The 20,549-nt window shown below is 72.4% G+C and carries 23 protein-coding genes; 9 read left to right on the forward strand and 14 right to left on the reverse strand.

Annotated elements, in window-relative coordinates:
* Positions 1-96 precede the first annotated feature (96 nt).
* On the forward strand, positions 97-1,035 hold the full coding sequence (locus ACIBK1_RS21635; protein WP_051761784.1) for a hypothetical protein: 939 nt from the start codon (positions 97-99) through the stop codon (positions 1,033-1,035).
* Between the two features lie 115 nt (positions 1,036-1,150).
* On the opposite strand, the gene tsaD is transcribed toward ACIBK1_RS21635, so the two are convergent.
* The 10 genes from tsaD to ACIBK1_RS21685 all read right to left on the reverse strand — a co-directional run bounded on the left by tsaD (position 1,151) and on the right by ACIBK1_RS21685 (position 10,585).
* Positions 1,151-2,188, reverse strand: a complete 1,038-nt coding sequence (tsaD, locus tag ACIBK1_RS21640) for a tRNA (adenosine(37)-N6)-threonylcarbamoyltransferase complex transferase subunit TsaD (protein WP_030508378.1) — start codon at positions 2,186-2,188, stop codon at positions 1,151-1,153.
* 169 nt (positions 2,189-2,357) lie between these two features.
* The gene (gene rimI / locus ACIBK1_RS21645) at positions 2,358-2,846 is read right to left on the reverse strand and encodes a ribosomal protein S18-alanine N-acetyltransferase (RefSeq protein WP_030508377.1); all 489 of its coding nucleotides are present in this window, start codon (positions 2,844-2,846) and stop codon (positions 2,358-2,360) included.
* 19 nt (positions 2,847-2,865) lie between these two features.
* Entirely contained in the window at positions 2,866-3,588 is a 723-nt protein-coding gene (tsaB, locus tag ACIBK1_RS21650; RefSeq protein WP_030508376.1) for a tRNA (adenosine(37)-N6)-threonylcarbamoyltransferase complex dimerization subunit type 1 TsaB, read from the reverse strand.
* Positions 3,589-3,710: 122 nt separating this feature from the next.
* Positions 3,711-4,259 (reverse strand): class F sortase, encoded by a 549-nt coding sequence (locus ACIBK1_RS21655; RefSeq protein ID WP_036406796.1) that lies wholly within the window; start codon positions 4,257-4,259, stop codon positions 3,711-3,713.
* Positions 4,260-4,267: 8 nt separating this feature from the next.
* Complete coding sequence (locus tag ACIBK1_RS21660) at positions 4,268-4,906, reverse strand: hypothetical protein (RefSeq protein ID WP_156080934.1); 639 nt, start codon at positions 4,904-4,906, stop codon at positions 4,268-4,270.
* A gap of 370 nt (positions 4,907-5,276) precedes the next feature.
* Entirely contained in the window at positions 5,277-5,738 is a 462-nt protein-coding gene (gene tsaE / locus ACIBK1_RS21665) for a tRNA (adenosine(37)-N6)-threonylcarbamoyltransferase complex ATPase subunit type 1 TsaE (RefSeq protein WP_030508373.1), read from the reverse strand.
* On the reverse strand, positions 5,735-6,787 hold the full coding sequence (locus ACIBK1_RS21670; protein ID WP_036406741.1) for an alpha/beta fold hydrolase: 1,053 nt from the start codon (positions 6,785-6,787) through the stop codon (positions 5,735-5,737). The genes tsaE and ACIBK1_RS21670 overlap by 4 nt, the downstream gene beginning before the upstream one ends.
* A gap of 24 nt (positions 6,788-6,811) precedes the next feature.
* Entirely contained in the window at positions 6,812-7,957 is a 1,146-nt protein-coding gene (gene alr / locus ACIBK1_RS21675) for an alanine racemase (protein ID WP_030508371.1), read from the reverse strand.
* A 54-nt stretch (positions 7,958-8,011) separates the two neighbouring features.
* A complete protein-coding gene (locus ACIBK1_RS21680; RefSeq protein WP_030508370.1) occupies positions 8,012-9,514 on the reverse strand; it encodes a bifunctional ADP-dependent NAD(P)H-hydrate dehydratase/NAD(P)H-hydrate epimerase in 1,503 nt (500 codons plus the stop codon).
* A gap of 216 nt (positions 9,515-9,730) precedes the next feature.
* Positions 9,731-10,585, reverse strand: coding sequence for a haloalkane dehalogenase (locus ACIBK1_RS21685; RefSeq protein ID WP_030508369.1), 855 nt, complete (start codon positions 10,583-10,585; stop codon positions 9,731-9,733).
* A 93-nt stretch (positions 10,586-10,678) separates the two neighbouring features.
* Between ACIBK1_RS21685 and ACIBK1_RS21690 the strand changes: the two genes are divergently transcribed.
* Positions 10,679-11,176 carry a MarR family winged helix-turn-helix transcriptional regulator gene (locus ACIBK1_RS21690; protein WP_081903578.1) on the forward strand — a complete coding sequence of 166 codons (498 nt, stop codon included), beginning with the start codon at positions 10,679-10,681 and terminating at the stop codon, positions 11,174-11,176.
* A gap of 83 nt (positions 11,177-11,259) precedes the next feature.
* Here the strand turns inward: ACIBK1_RS21690 and ACIBK1_RS21695 are convergent, their stop codons facing one another.
* The gene (locus tag ACIBK1_RS21695; protein ID WP_030508367.1) at positions 11,260-11,610 is read right to left on the reverse strand and encodes a holo-ACP synthase; all 351 of its coding nucleotides are present in this window, start codon (positions 11,608-11,610) and stop codon (positions 11,260-11,262) included.
* Between the two features lie 106 nt (positions 11,611-11,716).
* Here ACIBK1_RS21695 and coaA point away from each other — a divergent pair, with 106 nt between their 5' ends.
* Genes coaA through ACIBK1_RS21725 form a run of 6 tightly spaced genes read left to right on the forward strand, consistent with a single transcriptional unit; the run spans position 11,717 to position 17,137 of the window.
* Positions 11,717-12,658 (forward strand): type I pantothenate kinase, encoded by a 942-nt coding sequence (coaA, locus tag ACIBK1_RS21700; RefSeq protein ID WP_051761783.1) that lies wholly within the window; start codon positions 11,717-11,719, stop codon positions 12,656-12,658.
* A 9-nt stretch (positions 12,659-12,667) separates the two neighbouring features.
* Complete coding sequence (locus ACIBK1_RS21705) at positions 12,668-13,624, forward strand: DUF389 domain-containing protein (RefSeq protein ID WP_030508365.1); 957 nt, start codon at positions 12,668-12,670, stop codon at positions 13,622-13,624.
* A 57-nt stretch (positions 13,625-13,681) separates the two neighbouring features.
* Positions 13,682-14,608 carry an ABC transporter ATP-binding protein gene (locus ACIBK1_RS21710; protein WP_030508364.1) on the forward strand — a complete coding sequence of 309 codons (927 nt, stop codon included), beginning with the start codon at positions 13,682-13,684 and terminating at the stop codon, positions 14,606-14,608.
* Positions 14,605-15,471 carry a hypothetical protein gene (locus ACIBK1_RS21715; protein WP_030508363.1) on the forward strand — a complete coding sequence of 289 codons (867 nt, stop codon included), beginning with the start codon at positions 14,605-14,607 and terminating at the stop codon, positions 15,469-15,471. Before ACIBK1_RS21710 ends, ACIBK1_RS21715 begins: the two co-directional genes overlap by 4 nt.
* Positions 15,468-16,424, forward strand: a complete 957-nt coding sequence (locus tag ACIBK1_RS21720) for an ABC transporter ATP-binding protein (protein ID WP_231513907.1) — start codon at positions 15,468-15,470, stop codon at positions 16,422-16,424. The genes ACIBK1_RS21715 and ACIBK1_RS21720 overlap by 4 nt, the downstream gene beginning before the upstream one ends.
* Positions 16,421-17,137, forward strand: coding sequence for an ABC transporter permease subunit (locus ACIBK1_RS21725; RefSeq protein ID WP_030508361.1), 717 nt, complete (start codon positions 16,421-16,423; stop codon positions 17,135-17,137). The genes ACIBK1_RS21720 and ACIBK1_RS21725 overlap by 4 nt, the downstream gene beginning before the upstream one ends.
* Here ACIBK1_RS21725 and ACIBK1_RS21730 read toward each other — a convergent pair.
* Together ACIBK1_RS21730 and ACIBK1_RS21735 are read right to left on the reverse strand one after the other, a co-directional pair.
* Entirely contained in the window at positions 17,134-18,102 is a 969-nt protein-coding gene (locus ACIBK1_RS21730; protein WP_396737216.1) for an alpha/beta hydrolase, read from the reverse strand. The genes ACIBK1_RS21725 and ACIBK1_RS21730 overlap by 4 nt on opposite strands.
* 45 nt (positions 18,103-18,147) lie before the next feature.
* A complete protein-coding gene (locus tag ACIBK1_RS21735; protein WP_030508359.1) occupies positions 18,148-18,465 on the reverse strand; it encodes a putative quinol monooxygenase in 318 nt (105 codons plus the stop codon).
* Positions 18,466-18,612: 147 nt separating this feature from the next.
* On the opposite strand from ACIBK1_RS21735, the gene ACIBK1_RS21740 reads away from it, so the two are divergent.
* Positions 18,613-19,518, forward strand: a complete 906-nt coding sequence (locus ACIBK1_RS21740; RefSeq protein ID WP_363534844.1) for an AraC family transcriptional regulator — start codon at positions 18,613-18,615, stop codon at positions 19,516-19,518.
* A 110-nt stretch (positions 19,519-19,628) separates the two neighbouring features.
* Here ACIBK1_RS21740 and ACIBK1_RS21745 read toward each other — a convergent pair whose 3' ends face one another.
* A complete protein-coding gene (locus ACIBK1_RS21745; RefSeq protein WP_030508357.1) occupies positions 19,629-20,516 on the reverse strand; it encodes an alpha/beta hydrolase family protein in 888 nt (295 codons plus the stop codon).
* Between the last annotated feature and the right edge of the window lie 33 nt (positions 20,517-20,549).

A 20,549-nucleotide genomic window follows, 5' to 3' on the forward strand; every position in this document is an offset into this window, starting at 1 on the left:
TCAGGGCCTAAAGTTGGCCGTCGGGCGTGCCGCCTGTTCGTTCATCTGCGCGAGACGGGCCGAACCGACGTTTCGGCGAGTGAAGGAGCATTCTCGGTGGAGCATTCCAGCCACAACCTCCTCCAGGCGGGCAGCCAGACCGCCATCTCCGACCGGATGCGTGAACTGCTCGCCCGGGCGGCCCAGGACCACGTCTACGAGCAGCGGACGCAGGGCGCCGTGCTCGACGAGATCCGCCAGCGGCTGGAGGGCATGGAGTGGCTCCTGCGCGAGGTGCGCGAGCGTGAGCTGGGCGGCCTCGGCGTCGCGCTTGAGGCGATCACCCAGCGGCTCGACGACATGACGGTCAGGCCGCCCGCCTGGGCGGAGGGGCTGGCCCAGCACATGGAACTGCTGCGCGACCACGTGGACGAGGTCGGCGGCCGGACCCAGGGCCTCGCCGACCGGATGGCGGACGTCTCGCATCGGCTCGGCAAGTTCCAGGGGAGCATGGAGGCCGCCGCCGGGCGGTTCACCCGGATCGACAAGGTCCTCGCCGCGCTCACCGAGCGCACCGAACGGCTGGAGGCCGTCGTCGTCGAACGGCTGGACTCGGTCGGGGGCCGGATCGAGGCGGTGGAGAGCGGGGTCGAGGCGGTCGGCGAGCGGGTCGGGAGCCTGCCCGCCGATCTCGGCATCGGGGAACTGCGCGGCACCGTGGCCGGGCTCGGAAACGCCGTCGAGGGCATGGACGCCAGGGTGACCGCGCTGGGCGCCGACGTCGGGGACGTCGCCGCCGGCGTGGACGAGATGAGCACCACCATCGCGGGCATGAACGCCGACCTCACCCTGGCGGCGGGGGCCGTGGTGCCCCTCGCGGACGCGGTGCGCAGCCGGCCCGACCGCGAACAGATCGCCGAGACCATCTCGGACGCGGTCACCCGCGCCATGGAACCGGCCCGGGGCGACGTGGCCCGGCGGCTCGCCGCACTTGAAGAGACCATGCTGGCGCTCGCCGAGGTCCTCCTGCGCCCCGCCCGCGGCCACACCGACTGAGAACCGCCCCCGGCCACCCGACCGAGAACCGCCCCGGCCACGGCCACGCCTGCCGAGAACCGCTCCCACCACCCCGTCGCCGTGACGGACGACGGAGGCGAGCGCGAGGGCGGCGCTAGACGTTGACGACGGTGATCGGAAGCGACGAGTCTGCCGGGATATCCAGAGTGGAGGGCTTCGCGCCCGCCGCCACCAGGTTCGCGCCGAGCGCCGCCACCATCGCGCCGTTGTCGGTGCACAGGCCGGGCCGCGGCACCCGCAGGCGAACCCCGGCCGCGTCGCAGCGCTCCTGGGCCATGGCCCGCAGCCGGGAGTTCGCGGCCACGCCACCCCCGATGAGCAGGTCCTTCACGTCGTAGCGGGCGCACGCCTGCAGGGCCTTACGGGTGAGCACGTCCACGACCGCCTCCTGGAACGACGCGGCGACGTCGGCCACGGGCACCGCCTCGCCCGCCGCCTCACGCGCCTCGACCCACCGCGCCACGGCCGTCTTCAGCCCCGAGAAGGAGAAGTCGAGGGTGCCGTCGTCGTACTTGCCGCGCGGGAACGCCACCGCCGTGCCCGAGCCCTCACGGGCGGCCCGGTCGATGTGCGGCCCGCCGGGGAACGGCAGCCCGAGCACCCGGGCCACCTTGTCGAACGCCTCCCCGGCCGCGTCGTCCACGGTCGACCCGAGCGAGATCACGTCCTGCGCCACGTCGGGCACCAGGAGCAGCGAGGAATGCCCTCCCGACACCAGCAGCGCGACCGAGGGCTTGGGCAGCGGTCCGTGCTCCAACTGGTCCACGGCGACGTGCGCGGCGAGGTGGTTGACCCCGTAGAGCGGGACGCCGAGCCCCAGCGCGTACGCCTTGGCGGCGGCCACGCCGACGAGCAGCGCACCCGCGAGACCGGGACCGGCGGTGACGGCGACCGCGTCGATGTCGGAGAAGCGCAGCCCTGCGGCGGCCAGCGCGCCTTCGACCGTGGGCGTCATCGCCTCCAGATGAGCCCGCGACGCCACCTCGGGCACCACGCCCCCGAAGCGGGCGTGCTCGTCCATGCTGGAGGCGATGGTGTTGGCCAGCAGCGTGTGGCCGCGGACGATGCCCACGCCCGTCTCGTCGCAGGACGTCTCGATCCCCAGCACGATCGGCTCGTCACGCCTGCTCATGCCACCTCCTCGCCTTGCGGCTCGGAGTCGCATTCGCGAATTGCACTGTGTTCACTGATTCGCTCACTACGCTCACTCATGCCACCTCCTCGCCTCGCGGCTCGGAGTCGCATTCGCGAATTGCACTGTGTTCACTGATTCGCTCACTACGCTCACTCATGCCACCTCCTCATGCCCCGTCCCCCGGGTCTCCGTGTGGTGGCCCGAGGTCCTTCACCATGGTGATGGCGTCGGTGCCGTCTTCGTAGTAGCGCCGTCGCAGGCCCAGCCGCCGGAAGCCGAACCGCTCGTACATCGCCTGTGCGGGCGGGTTGTCGGCGCGCACCTCCAGGAACACCGAGACCGCGCCGCGGCGGGCGGCCTCGGTGAGCAGCGCGTCCATCAGCGCGGTCCCGACGCCGGCGCGCCGGTGATCGGCGAGGACCGCGATCGTCTGGACGTCGGCCTGGTCGCCCGCCGCCGCCAGGCCCGCGTACCCCACGACGCGGTCGCCCACCTCGGCGACGACGTAGTGCCGGGTGCGCGGCTGGTCGGCCAGCTCGCCGCGCATCATGGCCTCGCTCCAGGCGTCCGCGGGGAACGTGGTCCGCTCGATGTCCATCACGGCGGGCAGATCCTCGTGGGTCATCCGGCGCAGCACGACCTCGGCCTGCCTCACGACGTGCCCCCGAGGCGGATCACGCCGTCACCCGCTTCGGCGCCCCGGGCACCTGCGCGTCGGGACGCCGCAGATAGATGGGCCGGGGCGGGCCGAGCACGGCCAGCTCCCGCGCCTTCTCGACCGAGTCCACGCGTCCCTCGGGCACCCGGGCGAGCTCCGCCGCCTCCTCCTCGCTCAGCGTCGCGAGGTGTTCGGCCGCGAGAGCCGCGAGGGCTCCCGCCGAGGGATGTTCGGGACCGCGCACCCGGTCGGCGCCGATCACGTCGGCGTACATGGCGCCGCCCGCGCCGATCACGGGCAGTTCCCCCGGCAGGTCGTGCGGCCGGTCCACGCGCGGCCCGTCGAGCCGCGTGCGCGGGTCGCCGTACCGCGCCCAGAAGACCTCCTTGCGGCGCGCGTCGGTCGCGACCAGGAAGGGGCCGCTCTCCCGCGCGGCGTACGCGAGGGCGTCGAGCGTGCACATCCCGAACGCCGGAACACCGGCGGTCATGGCCAGCGCCGTCGCCGTCATCAGGCCGACCCGCAGGCCGGTGTAGGGCCCGGGGCCGGTCCCGGCGACGATGGCGGTGACGTCCTTGATCGTCGCGCCGGACTCGCGCAGGACGTGCTCGACGGCGGGCGCGAGGAGTTCCCCGTGCCGCCGCGCGTCGATCGTCGTCGACTCCGCCACCACACGCGCGCCGTCGTGCAGCGCGGCGGTGACGGCGGGAGTGGCGGTGTCGAAGGCCAAGACAAGCACGAAGGTCAGCGTAGTCGCTGTGCGAAGGCGGACGACCACGCCCGGGACCGGTTCCGGGCCGCCCGGTCCTCGTCGCGGTGACCGCCCCGGCCCGCGCGCCCCGCTGGCGTCGTCAGTGGGCGTCAGGCGGCGCGCATGAGGGAGGCGTAGACGATGACGTTGTCGCGGTATTCGTGCCGCGACCAGTCGAAGTCGCCGCCGCAGGTGATCAGGCGCAGGCCGTCCTCGGTGTAGACGCGCTCGGCCGGAAAATCGTCCTTCGGCACGCGCTCCACGGAGTCGACCCGGTAGGAGACGGTCTTGCCGTCGCTGCGCACCACCTTCACGACCTCTCCCCTGCGCAGGTCGCGCAGCCGGTAGAACACGGCGGGAGCGGTCTTGGTGTCCACATGACCGATGATCACGGAGGCGCCGGGGTCGCCCGGCACGGCGCTTCCCGTGTACCAGCCCGCGGTGGTCGGCTTGTCGAACGGCGGCAGTTCGACGTCGCCCTCGTCGGACAGGCCGAGCTTCATCAGGGGGGCCTTGAGGTGCAGCGCCGGGATGTCGATCCGCTTGGGGACCACGGACGATCGGGCGGCGGGCTGGTCCGTCATCCCTTTGCCGCCGGCGACGGCGGCGAACGCGAGACCGGTGACCACCCCGGCGATGATCACCCCCCGGGTGGACATCGCCAAGGTCAGGCTCCGGAGCGCCTGCGGGCCACGCCGATGCCGACGCCGAGCGCGGCCAGCAGCACGACGACGGTCACGCCCGTCGGCAGGCCGGACTCGTCTTCGGGGCCCCCGGCCGCCGTGCCGCCGCCGCCCGCGTGCGGCGCCCGGGTGGGAATCCTCGTGTGCTCCTCGGTGTGCTCCGGCTCCGGCGCGACGATCCTGAACGACGCGCTGCCGATGTCGTTGGTGGCCTCACAGCGCACCTGCACGCGGTAGCCGCCCGCCTTGGCCCCGGCCCTGATGGTCGCGCTGCCGCGCACCATCGGCACGGTCGCGGGCGGGGTGGCCGACGGCGGTGCCGGGGCGACCAGCGTGACCAGCCCGGTGAAGGCGTCGGAGCGGGCCGTCGCCCGATATTCCGTGCCGCCCTGCGGCAGCGGGCACCTGGCGGTGATGTGGATGCTCTTGGTCGACCCGCCGACGATCCGTTTCGGATCGACCTCCACCCGCACGTCCTGCCGCGAGACCGAGACGAGCGGCGTCGGCAGGGCGGGGGTCGGTGTCATCGTGAGGTCGGCGGAGACCGTCTCGGCCGACGCGGTGCAGCCCAGCGCGCCGAACAGTAAGGCTCCCCCGACGGCGACCTGCGTGATCCTGCTCAACGGCACACCTCTTCCACGCCGGTCCCTTACCCAGAAAATCCTTACCGACTCATGACCGAGGATCTCCCTTGGCCTTGATGATCCACAGGAACGCGGACAGACGTCAAGGACTGCGCGGCGGACCGGTCTGGATCGCACAAGGACGGCGCCCGGCTTGTCCCAGCAGGTCCTTGTCGCACGTCAGAGTCCGGGTTGCGGCCTTTTATGCCGCCCAGGGCGGCTCGGGGGGACCGGGGCGGCTCGGGGGGACCAGGGCGACGATGCGGCCCCGGCGACTCCGCGGGGGCTCCGGGCGGGAGGGCGGCTCGGGGGGACCAGGGCGACGATGCGGCCCCGGCGACTCCGCGGGGGCTCCGGGCGGGAGGGCGGCTCAGGCGAGGGAGAGCTCCGACCAGCGCGGGCCCACGCCCGTCACCCGTACGCGGCGATCCTCGTCCTCGGCGCCCCGCTCGACGTGGATCTCCAGGCGGCCCTCGGACAGGCCCTCGACCAGGCCCTCGCCCCACTCGACCACGGTCACCGACTCCGCCAGCGACTCCTCGAGGTCGAGGTCGTCCACCTCCAGCGTGCCGCCCAGCCGGTAGGCGTCCGCGTGCACGAGCGCGGGCCCGCCGGACAGGGACGGGTGGACCCGGGCGATCACGAACGTGGGGGACGTGATCGGCCCGCGCACCTTCAGGCCCTCCCCGATGCCCTGCACCAGCGTCGTCTTCCCCGCGCCCAGCGGCCCGCTCAGCACGACCAGGTCTCCGGGGGCGAGCAGCGCGGCCAGCCGCGCGCCCAGCGCCCGCGTCTCCTCCGCGGTCGCGGCCCGGAACTCGGCCGTGGTCACGCGTTCCCCCTCTCGGCACGCTTCAGCAGTTCGCGGAGCGCCTCGTTCACGGCGTCGGGCCGTTCGAGCTGAACGAGATGCGACGTCTCCGGCACGATGGTGAGCTGCGCGGTCGGCACCGCCGCCGCGATCGCGGTGCTGTGGTCGAGCGGCGTCAGCCAGTCGCGGTCCCCCACGATGATCGCGGTCGGCACCTTGTTGAGCACGTCGAGCGCGGTGAGCTTGTCGTGCGTCATCAGCGCCGGATAGAAGTCGGCGATCACCTCGGAGGGGGTCGCCCTGATCATCGACTCGACGAAGTCCACGACGGTGGGGCTGACGTTCCTGGAGTCGCCGAAGCCGAGGTGACGCAGCGCGAGGAAGGACAGGTCGGTGCCGGCCTCACGGCCCCGGTCGACCAGCGCGCCGCTCCTGCGCATGATCGAGACGGCCGGCGGCACCGCGAGGTTGACGAGCTTGGAGACCAGGGCCGGCAGGCCCAGGGTGATCTCGGCGAGCTTGCCCGCCGAGGTCGCGACCAGCGACACACCGCGGATCTTGTCGCCGAACAGCTCGGGCCGCCGCTCCGCCAGCGCCATGACCGTCATGCCGCCCATGGAGTGGCCCACCACCACGCACGGCCCGGGGACGAGCTCGTCCAGCACCAGCGCGAGATCCTCGCCGAGGCGCTCGATCGTGCAGTCGCTGGCCATAGCGCGGGCGGAGTGGCCGTGGCAGCGCTGGTCCCACAGCACGAGCCGGTAGGAGTCACGCAGGTCGCGCCGCTGGTAGTGCCAGGAGTCCGAGGACAGGCAGTAGCCGTGGCACAGCACCACGGTCAGCGGCGCGTCCTCCACACCGTCGATCTCGGCATGGATCTGCACGCCGTCCGAGGTCGTGAGCGTCACCGAACGTCCGTGCAGCTCGCCGAAGGGCTCACTCGCCTCCAGGTCCGGCCGCAGACGGATGCGGCCGACGGCGTACCGCTTCGCGAGCGTGGCCGCCGCCACTCCCGCCGACGCCGCACCGAAGACCGCTCCGGCGATCCCGACCTTGCGACGTGTGCTCATGCCTGCCCTCCTCGCAGCCGCGGCTCAGCGTCCGTCCGTATGGACGCGAGGCACGCGGGATCCGATCCTCGTCACGATCTCATGGGTAATCGTGCCCAGGGAATCCGCCCATTCCTGACATGTGGGCTCACCGTTGTCCCCGGGACCGAAAAGGATCACCTCGTCCCCCGATTCCGCAGGATCGTCACCGAGGTCGATGACGAACTGGTCCATGCACACCCGCCCGGCGATTCGCCGCCGCCGGCCCGCTGCCAGCACCTCCGCCCGGTTGGTCCCGTTTCGCAGGATGCCGTCCGCATACCCGAGAGGAACGAGGCCAAGCGTGGTCTCACGTTCCGTGACGTACAGGTGCCCGTACGACACGCCCGAGCCCGGGGCGGCCCGCTTGACCTGTGCGAGCCTGGCCGTCAGCGTCATGGCGGGGCGCAGCCCGAAGTCGCCGAGCTCGGGGATCGGGCTCAGGCCGTAGATCGCGATGCCCGTACGGACCATGTCGTACCTCGCCTGCGGCAGCGTGACGGTCGCCGCCGAGTTGGCGAAGTGACGGATCGCGTCGCTCGGCACGCCCGCCTTGTCGGCGACGGCGAGCGCCTCCTCGAACGTCGCGAGCTGGCTCTCGATCGAGGGGTGGCCCGGGATGTCCGCGCAGGCGAAGTGCGACCACAGCCCGGCGATCTCGACGGCCCCGCTCGCCCGCGCGGCGAGCGCGTGCTCGACCAGCGACGACCACTCCGAAGGCGTCGCGCCGCCGCGGGAGTTGCCGGTGTCGACCTTCAGGTGCACGCGCCCGGTGCGCCCGGTGCGCCGGGCCGCCTCGACGATCTCGTCCACGACCCACGTCGCCCCGGCCGACAGCTCGACGTCCGCGAGCAGCGCGGCGTCCAGCGGCTCGCCGGGGGTGATGAGCCACGACATGACCGGCGCGGTGACTCCCGCCTCACGCAGCGCCAGCGCCTCGCGGACGAGGGCCGTGCCGAGCCGGGTCGCCCCCGCCTCCAGGCACGCCTTCGCCACCGGAGCCGCGCCGTGACCGTACGCGTCGGCCTTGACGACGGCCATCATCTGGGCGCCGGCGGCCGACTCCGCGAGCAGCCGCACGTTGTGCGTGATGGCGGACAGGTCCACGCGTGCCTCGGCCGGGGTGGCGGAGTGCACGGTTGAGAAGCTCATTTTTCCAGTGTGTCAGGTGGACCCGGGTGACTGCGCCCATCCTGACACCGCACGTCAGAGCGTGCGCAGGGCCTCGGGCAGCGCCTGGGCGACGTCGAGGGCGGCTATCGGCGCCTGTCCGCGTCCCATGACGCCGCCTCCCGCGGCCGTCCGCGCCGCCAGCCCGTGGACGTACGCCGCGCACGAGGCCGCGTCGTAGCCCGTCAGCCCGGCGGCGAGCAGGGCGCCCGCGATGCCCGACAGGACGTCGCCCGTGCCGCCCGTCGCCAGCCAGGGCGTCCCCGTGGTGTTGACCCGCACCGGCCTGTGCTCCTCCGCGACGAGCGTGGTCGAGCCCTTGAGCAGCACCGTCGCCCCGAGCTCCGCGGCGGCCCTGCGCACGTGTTCGAGCCGCCCGGCCTCGATGTGCTCGCGCGGCACGCCGAGCAGCCGTGACAGCTCCCCCGCGTGCGGCGTGAGCACGGTCGGAGCGGCCCGGCGCAGCAGCGTGCGGTCCTTGGCGACCAGCGTGAGCCCGTCGGCGTCCACCAGCACGGGCACCCCGGTGGACAGCACCGCGCGGGCCACCGCGTGCGCCTCCGGCCCTGTCCCGAGCCCGGGGCCGAGCACCCACGCCTGCACCCGCCCGACCTCGTCGAGCGAGCTCTTCAGCACCAGCGACGGGTCGAGCACGGTCGTGACGGCCTCCGGCCAGCGGGCCCTGACCAGCCGCACCGGCTCCGCTGAGCTCGCGAAGCGGACCATCCCCGCGCCGGTGCGTACCGCGCCGCCGACCGAGAGGACCGCGGCCCCGGTGTACCTGTCGCTGCCCGCGGCGATCCCGACGACGCCCCGCCGATACTTGTCGCTCTCCGCGTCCGGGCGGGGCAGCAGGTCGGCCACGTCGTCGGCGGTCAGCGCGGCCACCTCGGGGTCCGGCAGGAAGGGCCCCAGGCCTATGTCCACCAGTTCGACCGCGCCCGCGTGGGAGGCGCCGGGATCGACCAGCAGACCGGCCTTGTAGGCGCCGAACGTGACCGTCAGGTGCGCGCGGATCGCCGGTCCCTCGACCCGCCCGCTGCTCGCGTCCACTCCGCTCGGCACGTCGACGGCGACCACCAGGCCGCCGGTCTCGCCGGTCAGCTCCGCGAGCGTCGCGTACGGCTCCCGCAGCGCCCCGCTGCCGCCGATGCCGACAAGACCGTCCATCACGAGGTCGGCGCCGGCCAGCAGCTCGCGCGCCCGCGCGGCGTCGTACGGATGCGCCCGGCCGCCCGCCTCCCGCAACGCGGCCAGGCCGCCCTCGTGCGTGCGCGAGCCGGCGAGGACCGCCTCCACCCGCGCTCCCCTGCGGGCCAGCCGGGCTCCGGCGTACAGGGCGTCGCCGCCGTTGTCGCCACTGCCGATCAGCAGCGTCACGCGGGAGCCGTACACCCGGCCGCAGGAGCCGGCGAGCAGGTGCGCGCAGACCGCGGCGAGCCCGGCGGCGGCCCTGCCCATCAGCGTTCCCTCGGGGAGCCGCGCCATCAGCGCGCGCTCGGCGGAGCGGATCTGGTCGGAGGTGTAGGCGGTCCGCATGCGTCCGACGGTAGCCTGCCGGGTCGGCGATGGCGATCACCGGACGCCGGGCATCGGCGGGGGAACGCCGCCGATGCACAAGCCGCCACTGCACAAGCCGCCGCCGCACAGCCGCCGCGCAAACGGCGGTCTTCCCCGCGGCCGGGCCGTGCCGCCGTACCGTGCCGTGCCGCCGTACCGTGCCGGGCCGCCGTACCGTGCCGGGCCATGCCGCGCCTACAGCCCGTGCCGCTCCGTCCATGCGTCGATCGCCGCGGCGATGGCCTCCGGCCGGTCCTCCGGCGCGTGATGGCCGGCCGGTCCGCAGTGCTCGACCTCCAGCCCCGCGATGTTCGCCGCGCACCAGGCCGCCATCTCCGGCCCGATGAGCAGGGTCGGCGACGCGTCGAAGGTGAGCAGCAGCTTGGGGACGTCGTGGCTGCTCGCCAGCCACCCGGCGTACGCGCCGACGCGTTCGGTGACGTCGGCGGGCTCACCGTCGAGCGGCATCGAACGCGCCCACTCCAGCAGCGGGCGGCGGCTGTCGCGCGTGGGGTACGGCTCCAGGTAGGGCCGCATGTCCTCCCCGCCGAGGGGCGTCAGCACCCCTCCGGTGAAGGCGGTCTCCACCATGAAGTTCCGGTCGAGCACGAGCGGCTCGCCCTCGGGGCCTCGGATGGCCTCCGCGCGGGCGCGCGGCGCCTCGCCCAGTTCGCTCCACGACATCGTGCGGACGATCGTCTCGAAGAACGCGACTCCGCGGACGCGGCCGGGATGGCGGGCCGCCCAGTCGAAGGCGAGCGCCCCGCCCCAGTCGTGTCCGACGAGCACCACGTCCTCCAGCTCCAGCCGGTCGAACCAGGCGTCGAGGTATCGGGCGTGATCGGCGAACCGGTAGGGCACGTCGGGCTTGCCCGAGCGGCCCATGCCGATGAGGTCGGGGGCGAGCAGGCGGGCGTCGGCGTGGATCCCGGGCAGGACCTTGCGCCACAGGTGGGAGGAGGCGGGGTTGCCGTGCAGGAAGACGAAGGGAGCACCGCTGCCGGTCTCCTCGTAGTACATCTCCGAGTCGAGCACGTCGATCGAAGGCATGGGAGGTCCTCACATTTCGTTGGTCCAACTAACGTTAGTGACACGAACAAATTAGACCGTTAGTCGGACTAACGCAATCGGTAGGATGGCGGAATGAGCAGCAGCGAGCCCGGCACGTCCCCTCCCGCGGCCCCCCGGATGGACGAGAGGACCGGAGCGGCCCGGTTGCGGAGCCTGCCGACCCGGCTTCTGTCACTGGCGGCGACGCACTCCGACCGCCTCGTCAACGAAGGGCTCGCCGCCGCCGACGCCCGCAAGTGGCACTTCGCGGTGCTCGCGACGCTGGAGGAGTCGGGCCCGGCCAGCCAGGCGGAGCTGAGCCGCCGCACCGGCATCTACCGCAGCGACCTGGTCTCCGTCATCAACGAGCTGACCGATCGGGGCCTGGTGGAGCGCGCGCCGGACCCCGCGGACCGGCGCCGCAACGTCATCACGATGACCGAGCGGGGGCGCGCCCGCTTCGCCAGGCTCGACGAGCTGGTCACCGAACTGGAGGACGAGGTGCTCGCGCCGCTCGGCCCCGCCGAGCGCGACCAGCTCGCCCGGCTGCTCGCCCGCCTCGTGGACCACCACGCGCGCCGGGACGGCTGACTCCCCGGGACCCTCGCCCGGCGTTCCCGCTCAGGACTCCCTTCCCGCTCAGGACTCCCTTCCCGCTCAGAACTCCGTTCTGCTCAGGACTCGGCGACGACGTAGGCGACCGCCATGCCGCCGTCGTGGGACAGGGAGACGTGCCATCTGCGTACGCCGAGGTCGCGGGCCACCTCGGCCGCCCGGCCGGTGACCCTCAGCTCGGGCCGGCCCTGTCCGCCGCGCACGATCTCCGCGTCGAGGTGCCGCAGTCCCGGCGGAACCCCGAGGGCCTTGGCCACGGCCTCCTTCGCCGCGAACCGCACGGCCAGCGACTCCAGCGGCAGCGCGCCCTCGGCATCGGTGAACAGGCGGTTGCGCAGTGCGGGCGTGCGCTCCAGGGCCGCGCCCAGGCGCGCCACCTCGACCACGTCCACCCCGATGCCCACGATCACACGGCCAGCGTACGGGCCTTGCGTTGTTCCCCGTCGCGCGCCGAAGTAATCCATCGATTTCTGTCCACAGGCTGTGCACGACCCCGGATGGGGCCGGGGAAAGGCCATGGCTACGCTTGCCGTCGTGGCAGATGGGGACGCGTACGTCGAGCTGAGCCGGGAGCAGTGGCGTGACCTGCGCAAGAACACACCGCTCACGCTCACCGAGGCGGAGCTCGAAGAACTGCGCGGCGTCCACGACCCGATCGACCTGTCCGAGGTCACCGACATCTACCTGCCGCTGACCCGGCTGCTGAACCTGCACTTCACCGGTTCACGGCAGCGCGGCGCGGCCGTCGGCGCGTTCCTCGGCGAGCAGGACGCGCCCCCGCCGTACGTGCTGGGCATCGCGGGCAGCGTCGCGGTCGGCAAATCGACCACGGCGCGGCTGCTGCACACGCTGCTCGCCCGCTGGCCCGAGCACCCCCGGGTCGACCTGATCACCACCGACAGCTTCCTGTACCCCAACAAGGTCCTTGAAGAGCGCGGGATCATGCACCGCAAGGGCTTCCCGGAGAGCTACGACCGGCGGGCCCTGGTGAGCTTCGTGGCCGACGTCAAGGCGGGCCGTCCCTCGGTCGAGGCGCCGGTCTACAGCCACCTGGAGTACGACATCGTGCCCGGCGCCGCGCAGACGGTGGACCGGCCGGACATCCTCATCGTCGAGGGGCTCAACGTCCTGCAGCCCGCGCCGCCGGACGCCCTGGCGGTCTACGACTACTTCGACTTCTCCATCTACGTGGACGCCCGGATCGAGGACGTCCGCACCTGGTACGTGGAGCGCTTCCACAAGCTGCGCCGCACGGCCTTCTCCGACCCGAAGTCCTACTTCCGGCACATCGCGGCCCTGTCGCAGGAGGAGGCGACCACGTTCGCCGAGAACGTGTGGCGGGAGATCAACGAACGCAACCTGGTGGAGAACATCGCCCCCACCCGCCACCGGGCCGGACTGATCCTGCACAAGGGCTCCGACCACTCCGTCGCACGGGTGCGGCTGCGCAGAACTTAGGATGCGGCCGTGCTGCATCTGCGGGTCATCGCCCCGTTCCAGCGGACCGAGCAGGTCGTCGAGGTCTTCGACCGTACGCCGGGGGTCACGAACGTCGTGCTCCTGCCCAAGGCGGCCAGGAAGCCGGAGGGCGACGTCGTGCTCGCCGACGTCGCCAGGGAGGCGGCCAACACGGTCATCGACCGGCTCAAGGCGCTCGGCCTGGAGCGGGACGGCTCGATCACGGCCGAGGACATCGAGCTGTCGATCTCCCGGGGCGCCGCCGAAGCGGAGGAGCGGGCGCCCGGCGAGGGCGACGACGCGGTCGTGTGGGACCAATTCGAACAGCGTGTGGCCCTCGACAGCCGCATCACATGGGCGTTCCTTGCGTTCCTCGCCATCGCCACGCAGATCGCCGCGATCGGCGTGCTCATCCCCTCGCAGATCCTGATCGTCGGCGCGATGGTCCTGGGGCCGGAGTTCGGCGCGGTGGCGGCCGTCTCGTTCGGCCTGCTCCGCCGCAGGTGGCGACTCGTCGGCGGCGCGGCCCGCACGCTCGCCCTGGGTTTCGCGGCCGCGATCGCCGTTACCCTGGCCTGCGCCCTCGTCTCGCGCGGCCTCGGCTGGATCTCCCCCGACAGCCTGCGGCACCACGACGAGGTGCGCTTCATCGTGACGCCCGACCGGTGGTCGTTCATCGTGGCGCTGCTCGCGGGCGCGGCGGGGGTGCTGTCGATCACGGCGGGCAAGTCCTCCGCGCTGGTCGGCGTCTTCATCTCCGTCACCACCGTCCCCGCGGCCGGCTACATGGCCCTGGCCCTGGCGCTGTGGCGCTGGGACGAGGTCGGCGGCTCCGCGCTGCAGCTTCTCGTCAACATCGCCGGGATGGTCGTCGCCGGCACGCTGACGCTGTTCCTCCAGCGCGCGCTGTGGTCCCGCTACAGCGGCGGTCGGGGGAAGGGCGCGAAAGGCATACCTGAGGCGTAGGCGGGTTCCTCCATCAGGCGGAGGCCCGGCGAACGCCCCGCCCAGTAGGGTCGGGTCATGACAGCGAGCGCGACCCCATGCTTCGCGACCGAGGGGCTGACCAAGCGCTTCCCCCGCGTCACGGCGCTCGACGACCTCACGGTCACCGCCGGAACCGGCGTGACCGGCCTGGTGGGCGCCAACGGCGCGGGCAAGTCGACGCTGATCAAGATCCTGCTCGGCCTGCTCCCCCCGACCTCCGGGCGTGCCTCGGTGCTCGGCTACGACACGGCCACCCAGGGCCTGGAGATCCGGCGCGCCGTCGGCTACATGCCCGAGCACGACTGCCTGCCCCCGGACATGTCCGCGACCGAGTTCGTGGTGCACATGGCCCAGATGTCCGGGCTGCCGCGTACGGCCGCTCGCGAGCGCGCCGCCGACACCCTGCGCCACGTCGGGCTGGACGAGGAGCGCTACCGCCCGATGGGCGGCTACTCCACCGGCATGCGGCAGCGGGTCAAGCTCGCCCAGGCCCTCGTCCACGACCCGAAACTGGTCTTCCTCGACGAGCCGACCAACGGGCTCGACCCGCAGGGCCGCGACGACATGCTCGCGCTGATCCGGCGCGTCGGCACCGAGTTCGGCATCAGCGTGCTGGTCACCTCCCACCTGCTCGGCGAGCTGGAGCGGGTGTGCGATCACGTCATCGTCATCGACGGCGGGCGGCTGCTGCGCTCCTCGGCGATCCGGGAGTTCACCCGGGCCGAGCAGACCATCGCGGTGGAGGTCGAGGAGGGGCAGCAGCGGCTGGCCGAGCGTCTGACCGCCGGCGGCGAGACGGTCGCGGCGCAGGGCAGGCTGCTCACGGTCCAGGTGTCCGCGGACGACCCCGGCCGCACCTACGACGCCGTACGCGACGCCGTCTGCGACCTCGGCCTCGGCCTCCTGCGGCTGGAGCAGCGCCGGGGCCGCATCGAGGATGTGTTCAAGGAGCCGGTGGCATGACGACAGAGCCGACCGCGGTCATCCACGACATCGGATACCGCCACTACGACGGCGTACGGCTGGGGCGCGGCCGGGCGACGCTCGCCCTCGGCGTGCAGAGCCTGCGCGGCGTGTTCGGGCTCGGCCGCACGGTCCGCGCCAAGATCATGCCGCTGCTGCTGGCCGCGATCATGCTGATGCCGACGGTCGTGTCGATCGGCGTGATGGCGCTCGCCAAGCAGTTCGTCATCCCCTATCCGAACTACGCCGTCATCATGCAGGCGGTGATCGCGGTCTTCCTGGCCGCCCAGTCGCCGTACCTGGTCGCGCCGGACCTGCGCTTCCGCGTGCTGCCGCTGTATCTGTCCCGCCCGCTGACCGTGACCGACTACGTCCTGGCGAAGCTGGCCGCTCTGGCGGTCGCGCTGTTCGGGCTGCTGGCCGTGCCGCTGACGATCGAGTATGTCGGCGAGCTCCTGGTCGACCTGCCCGGGCCGCCGCACACCGCCGACTATCTCGGTGCCCTGGGCGGCGCGGTCCTCCACGCGGTGCTGCTGTCCTCCGTGGGCATCGCCCTGGCGTCGTTCACCCCGCGCCGCGGTCTCGGCGTCGCGTCGGTGATCGCCTTCTACATGTTCACCGCCGCCGTCTCCGGCATCTTCACCGGCGTGCTGATCTCGTCGGGACGCGACGATCTCGCCGGGTGGGCCCTGCTTCTCAACCCGTTCTTCCTCGTCGACTACGCCCAGTCGACCCTGTTCGGCACCGCGCCCGTCAACATCGAGGCCGCTCCGCCCGGCGTCGCGTCCTGCCTGATCCTGCTGGCCGTCGTCGCCCTGGCCGTGACGGGCGTTCTCCTGCGCTACCGGAAGGCGGCGTCGTGACCACCACCACAAGCTCCCCCGTGACCACCCGCCGGGGCGTGGTCGAACTCGCCCAGGTGTCCCGCTGGTACGGCAACGTCGTGGCGGTCAACGACGTCACGATGACCATCGGGCCCGGCGTCACCGGCCTGCTCGGGCCGAACGGCGCGGGCAAGTCGACGCTGCTGCACATGATGGCCGGGTTCCTCGCGCCGTCCAGCGGCACGGCGACCCTCGACGGCGGGCGTATCTGGCACAACCACGAGATCTACCGGCAGATCGGCCTGGTCCCCGAGAAGGAGGCCGTCTACGGCTTCCTCACGGGATGGCAGTTCGTGCTGTCGTCGGCCCGGCTGCACGGCCTGCCCTCCCCCGCCGACGCGGCCCGGCGGGCCCTCGACCTGGTGGAGATGACGGACGCCTCCGGCCGCCGCATCGAGACGTACTCCAAGGGCATGCGGCAGCGCGTCAAGGTCGCCGCCGCCCTCGTCCACGACCCCCAGGTGCTGCTCCTGGACGAGCCGTTCAACGGCATGGACCCCCGGCAGCGCCTCCACCTCATGGACCTCGTGCGCCGCATGGGCGAGGAGGGCCGGACGATCCTGTTCAGCTCGCACATCCTCGAAGAGGTCGAGCGGGTGGCCCACCACATCGAGGTCCTGGTCGCGGGACGGCACGCCGCGTCGGGCGACTACCGCGAGATCCGGCGCCGCATGGCCGACCGGCCGCACCTGTTCCGGGTCAGGTCGAGCGACGACCGGCGCCTGGCCGCCGCGCTCATCGGCGACCCCTCCTCCAGCGCGGTCTCACTGACCGAGCAGGGCGTCGAGGTCCAGGTGACCGACCACGCGCGCTTCACCGCGCTGCTGCCGCGGATGGCGCGCGACCTCGCCGTGCATCTGTGGCAGGTCTCCCCCACCGACGAGGACCTGGAAAGCGTCTTCTCCTACCTCATCTCCGGGAGCTCGCGATGAACACGGTGGTGGCGGACATCACCTACCGGGCCATGCTCGGACGCAAGCGGATCTGGCTGCTGGTCCTGCTGCCGGTGGCGCTGGTCGCGCTCGCCGCGCTGCTCAGGCTGGTCAACGGCCAGGACGAGCAGACGGCCGTGCTGCTGATGAAGAGCTTCGCGATCGGCACGATGCTACCGCTGCTCGGCCTGATCGCCGGGACGGGCGTGATCGCGCCGGAGATCGAGGACGGCACGATCATCCACCTGCTGGCCAAGCCGATCTCGCGCCCGATCATCGCGGTGACGAAGTTCGTGGTCGCGGCCTCCCTCGTCGCGGTGCTCGCGGCCGTCTCGACCTACGCCGCCGCCTACCTCCTGGCCGGCTCGGAGTCGGGCGTCGCGACCGGCTTCACCCTCGGGGCGCTGTTCGGCGGCGTCGCGTACGCCGCGGTGTTCCTGCTGCTGGGTGTGCTCACCCGCCACGCGGTCGCGGTCGGCGTCATCTACGCCCTCGTGTGGGAGGGCGTGGTCGGCGGTTACGTGCCCGGCGCGCGGAAGTTCTCCATTCAGCAGTGGGCCCAGTCGCTCGCCGACCACGTCTCCTCCTCGCCCTTCTTCTCCACCGAGGTGACACTCGGCTTCGCCATACCGGCGATGGTCATCGTCACCATCGGCGCGGTCGTCTGGACCGGCCAGCGCCTGCGCTCCCTCTCCCTGACCGGCGACGACTAGCTCTCCTCTGCCGGACGATCCGCTCGCAGGACCCGGGTGAGCCACTCGGTGCGCGTCCTGCGGGCGGTGGCCGAGATCCGCGCCTGCGGATACAGGGCGTCGAATCCGTGGAAACCGCCCGCCCAGACGTGCAGTTCGGCCTGGCCCCCGGCCGCCCAGATGCGGGTGGCGTAGTCGGCGTCCTCGTCGCGGAAGACCTCGGCGGACCCGGTGTCGATGTAGGTGGCCGGCAGGCCCGACAGGTCGTCCGCCAGCGCGGGCGAGACGTACGGAGGCACGTCGTCGCCGGTGAGGCCGCCGAGGACGGAGCTCCATCCGAACTCGTTCATCTCCCGGGTCCAGACGCCGGGCCCGCCGGAGAACTGGCGGCTCGACGTGCTGGTGTTGCGGTGGTCGAGCATGGGGCAGATCAGCATCTGCGCGGCGATCGGCGGTGTGCAGCGGTCGCGGGCCAGCAGGGCGACGCCGGCGGCGAGGCCGCCGCCCGCGCTGGCGCCCGCGACGACGATCCTGGCGGGGTCGACGCCGAGTTCCGCGGCGTGTTCGGCGACCCAGAGCAGGCCCTGGTAGCAGTCGTCGACCAGGGCGGTGCCGGTGGCCTCCGGTGCGAGCCGATACTCGACGGAGACCACGACCGCGCCGAACCGGTCGAGCCACTCCAGCGGGATGTCGATCTGGGAGAAGCGGTCGCCCATGACCATTCCGCCCCCGTGCATCCAGTAGACACAGGGCGCGGCGGTGGCGTTCTCGGGAGTGAAGATCGAAAGGGGAATCGGGGCGCCGTCCGTGGCGGGCACGGTGACCTCGCGCCGGTCGGCCCGCCGGTGGGCGAGGAGGGAGTCGACGGGTGTCGACGGGAGCCGGCGCAGGTGCGCGAGCACTTCCGGGTCGAGCTGCGGCATGAGGGGCATGCCGGCCAGCAGCTCACGCAGTTCGGGGTCCAGGGCGGGTCGTGCGGGGGTCATGGTCGCTGCCTTTCGCAAGGGAAGGTCTTTGGGTGGTGGGCGGGGTCAGAAGGCGGCCTTGCCGCGCACCGGGACGTGGTCGGCATACTCGGACTCCTTGGCCAGCAGCCCGCCGATCCGCGCCACGATGGCCTGGGCGGCCTCGCCCGCGAAGACCCGGTGGTGGTCCTCCTCACTGGTCCAGCCCTCGATGACGTGGACGACGTCGGGGTCGGACGCGGAACGGGAGACCAGATAGACGACGCAGTGCTCGCTCGCGGCGGGGCTGCCCTCGTCCAGGCCGGTCAGCAGCACGTCGACCAGCCGATCGCCCATTCCGGGCCTGGCGGTCAGGGTTGCGGCAAAGCCGTGGTTGACGGTCATGGATTCCCTCTTCTTCTTCATCGATGGAGTGAGGTGATTCCATTGAACCGCTTTGACCTGCGTAAACGTTAGAACGATGCTCGCCGCTATTTGCACGATCCTCTCATGCTCGGGAAACCGGGCCGGGAATCGTGCTGCAATGGCCGCATGTGCCTCGAAGAGCTCCGCGCCCTGCTGGCGCGGCATGCCCGGCCCGACGGGACCACCGCCATCGACGGCGTGCTCGTCTCGAAGGTCGATCGGTCGGATCCGCCGGCGCCCTCGATGTCCGGCACCGTGCTGGCGGTCATCGCCCAGGGCGCCAAGCGCCTCGCGCTCGGCGACCGGATCTTCGAGTACGGCGCCGGGCAGTATCTGGTCGCCTCGGTCGACCTGCCGGTCACCGGGCAGTTCACCCAGGCGGACCCCGAGCGGCCGGCACTGGGCTTCGGTCTCGTCCTGGAGCCGTCAGCCGTCGCCGAGTTGCTGCTGCGGGCCGCGCCCGGAGACACTCCCCCAACGAGCGGAGGCGCGGCACCGGGGATCGTCGTCACCGACGCTCCGGCGCCGCTGCTCGACGCGGTGGTCCGGCTGCTGCGCCTGCTCGACGAGCCCCGCGACCGGGCCGTGCTGGCCCCGCTGGTCAAACGCGAGATCCTGTGGCGCCTGATCACGGGCGAGCAGGGCGCCACGGTTCGCCAGCTCGGCCTCGCCGACAGCGGCCTCAGCCACATCTCCAGGGCCGTGCGCTGGATCCGCGAGCACTACGCGCGGCCCTTCCGCGTCGAGGACCTCGCACGGTTGTCCGGCATGAGCGTCTCCGCCTTCTACCGAAACTTCCACGCGGTGACCGCGATGAGCCCCATCCAGTTCCAGAAGCAGATCCGGCTGCAGGAGGCCCGGCTGCAGCTCGCCACCCACCCGGGCGACGTCATCGGAGTCGGCCACCGCGTCGGCTATGACAACCCGTCACAGTTCAGCCGGGAATACCGCCGCCAGTTCGGCGTGCCGCCGAGCCAGGACGCCGCCCGCCTGCGTCAGAGCGTCCGCGGCCCCGCGGGGGTCCTCTCCTGAGCCCGGCACCTCGGCCTCCTGGGCGTCATGCCGCCGGATGGTCCGTGCCCGGACAAGGGCGTACGGACGGCCGCCGTGGACCGGGCGGCCGTCCGTACGCCGATGAGAGGTCAGAACGGGCAGGTGCTGCGGTATTCCTCGACGGTCAGACCGCGGTCGGGGCCGGGGCAGAGGAACCCGTCATAACGGGTGTCGTCGTCGATGAACCGCTTCATCCAGGCCACGGCGTACTTGCCGATGGTGGTGTTGGTCGTGTTCGGCGCGAAGTGGGTGGCGTTGTTCAGTTCCAGGTACGCCTTGTCGAGCGACGAGGGCAGGCTGGTGTAGAAGGGCACCGCGTGCGAGGCGACCGGCGCGACCGTGTCGTTGTCCGCACCGATGATCAGCGTGGGGGTCCGCACGCCCGACCAGGTCTTGTCGAGGTTCCACGGCGTCAGCGGGACCGCGGCCCGCAGGGACGGCCGGTCGTCGACGGCCTCCAGCGTGCCGCCGCCGCCCATCGAGTGGCCCATGACGCCGAGCCTGGTCGCGTCCACCCGGCCGCGGACCGAGCTGCGCTGGGTCAGGTAGTCGAGGGCGGCCAGCAACTGCCGGCCCCGGCTGTCGGGCTGGTCGAGCCGCGTCAGCGTGTCGATGTTGAACACCACGAATCCGTGCGAGGCGAGCCGGGCGGCCAGCCACGCGAGGCTCGACTTGTCGGCCGTGTAACCGGGGGCGATGGCCACCCCGCCGAACGTCCCCTCGGACGTGGTGGCCGGGTAGTAGATGGTCCCGCCGCCGAAGCCGCTCACCAGCAGCGACGACACGTCGACCTGCGCGGTCGCGTACGGCCCGCGCGACGCCTCCAGCAGCGCGTCGGTGGGGTCGGGGCCGTGTACGGCGGCGTGGGCGGCGGGAGCGGCGAGGCCGCCGGCCAGTGCGAGCAGCACGACGAGCGCCAGCGTCGTGACCGCGGAGGACAGGCGTCGCAGGAGTGGGGTTGGGGGGTGTGTCGGCACGTCAGTGCACTCCTCGGGGGTAGGAGTGGGAAC

Origin of the sequence: Microbispora rosea (genome assembly GCF_044460045.1) — a bacterium.
Taxonomy (GTDB): Bacteria; Actinomycetota; Actinomycetes; order Streptosporangiales; family Streptosporangiaceae; genus Microbispora; species Microbispora rosea.